The 1,985-nt window shown below is 74.3% G+C and carries 1 protein-coding gene; it reads right to left on the reverse strand.

Annotated features, from left to right (window positions below; translation table 11 throughout):
* Nucleotides 1-1,985: SpnB-like Rossmann fold domain-containing protein (locus B124_RS36950; protein ID WP_496507398.1), on the reverse strand; the 1,985-nt coding region annotated here is incomplete at both ends.

Raw genomic sequence — 1,985 nt, forward strand, 5'->3', positions numbered from 1 at the left:
GCAGCAGCAGCGACTCGCCGGCTTCCAGGCGGCCGAGGTCCTTGAGCGCGAAGTACGCGGTGAGGAAGGCCACCGGAATCCCGGCCGCCTGGGTGAAGCCCCACTGCTCGGGGATGGCGGTGAGCAGGCGCTGATCGGTGACGGCGTGGGAGCCCGCGCCGTCGATCATCACGCCCATCACCCGGTCGCCCACGGCGAAGTCGGTGACGTCGTCAGCGACGCCGACGACGACGCCGGCGCCCTCGCTGCCCAGGGGGGCGTCGCCCGGGTACATGCCCAGGGCGATGAGCGTGTCGCGGAAGTTCAGCCCGATCGCGTGCAGTTGTACGCGGATCTGCCCGTCGGCCAGCGGCTCGTCCCACTCCGGCATCGGCCGGCAGGTGACCGCCTCCAGCGTTCCGTCGCCTTCGGTGGCCAGCTTCCAGGTGCTGGCCGGCAGCTCAAGCGCGCCGCGGGCGCCGGTCGTGCGCACCAGGCGCGCGACGAGGAGCTGGCCGTGGCGGAGGGCGAGCTGCGGTTCGCCGGTGGCGAGGGCGTCGGCGAGGTGGGGGATGCCGGCGGGGCCGGCTGCGGCGTCGGCTGTGGTGTCGGTGTCGATGAGGTGGATGCGGCCGGGCTGCTCGTTCTGGGCGGTACGGACCATGCCCCACAGCGGTGCGTGTGCCAGGTGGACGTCCTCCGCCGGGCCGGTGGCGACGGCGCGGTGGGTGAGGACGACGAGGCGCCGGTCGGTCTCGTCGTTGTCGGCCAGCCAGCTCTGGAGGTGGGTGAGGAGGGCTTCGGTGGCGGAGTGAGCCGCGGCGGGGGTGTCCTCGACGGCCGCGGCGGGGACGTAGAGGTCGACCTGCTCGGGATCGATCGGGTCGGAGTCGTCCTGCGGTGCCTGGGCCGGGGTCCAGGAGAGCTGGAAGAGGCTGTTGCGGGTAGCGGCGCCGTCGTCGGCGCCGGTGGTGAGAGCGGTGGGGTCGACGGGACGGGTGTTGAGGACCCCGATGGTGGCCACGGGCGCACCCGCGGGATCCCACGCCCGGAGGGCGAGATCGTGGCCGCCCACGCCGGTGGGGGTGAGGGTGGCGCGGAGGTGGGTGGCGCCGGTGGCGTGGACGGACACACCGGTCCACGCGAACGGCAGCCGCAGCTCCCGGTCCTTCGCGGCGTCACCCCGGCCGAGGGCGAGGGGGTGGAGGGCGGCGTCGAGCAGCGCGGGGTGGATGGTGTGCCCGTCGGCGTCCGCGTCCCCGGGGAGGGCGATCTCGGCGTGGAGCGTGCCGTCGGAGTGCTGCCAGGCCCTGGTGACGCCGCGGAAGACGGGCCCGTACCCGTAGCCGGCCTCGGCCATCTGCGGGTATAGCTCGGTCACGTCGAGCGCCTGCGCCCCGGCGGGCGGCCACTGCCCCAACGACTCGGCCGCCTCCGCCGGTTCGGCGGTGAGTGTACCGGTGGCGTGGCAGGTCCAGGACTCGGCCTCGGGCTCCTCGTCGGTGTGGGCACGGGAGTGGATGGCGACCTGCCAGCCGCCGTGGCCGTCGGCGAGCGGCGCGGTGGTGACCTGGAGGTCGCGGGCGCCGGTCTCGTTGAGCGTGAGCGGGGCGTGGAGGGTGAGTTCTTCGAGGTGGGTGGCGCCGGTGTGGTCGCCGGTGTGCAGGGCGAGGTCCACGAGGGCGGTTCCGGGCAGCAGGACCGTACCGGCGACGGCGTGGTCTGCGAGCCACGGGTGGCTGGAGAGGCTGAGGCGGCCGGTGAACACCATCGTGCTGGAGCCGGTCTCGTCCGCGCCGGTGGTGTCGGCGAGCTGGACGGCGGCGCTGAGGAGGGGGTGGGCGGTGGTGCCCAGGCCGAGGTCGGTGACGTCGGTGAGCTGGGCCGGCGTGTCCAGCCAGTAGGGCTGGTGCTGGAAGGGGTAGGTGGGCAGCTCGGGGAGCTGGTCCGTGGGCTGGTTGCTCCGCGCGACGTGCGGTCCGAGGTCGGTGGGGTGGTGGTGGGTG

It is taken from the genome of Streptomyces sp. CNP082, from assembly GCF_059570535.1.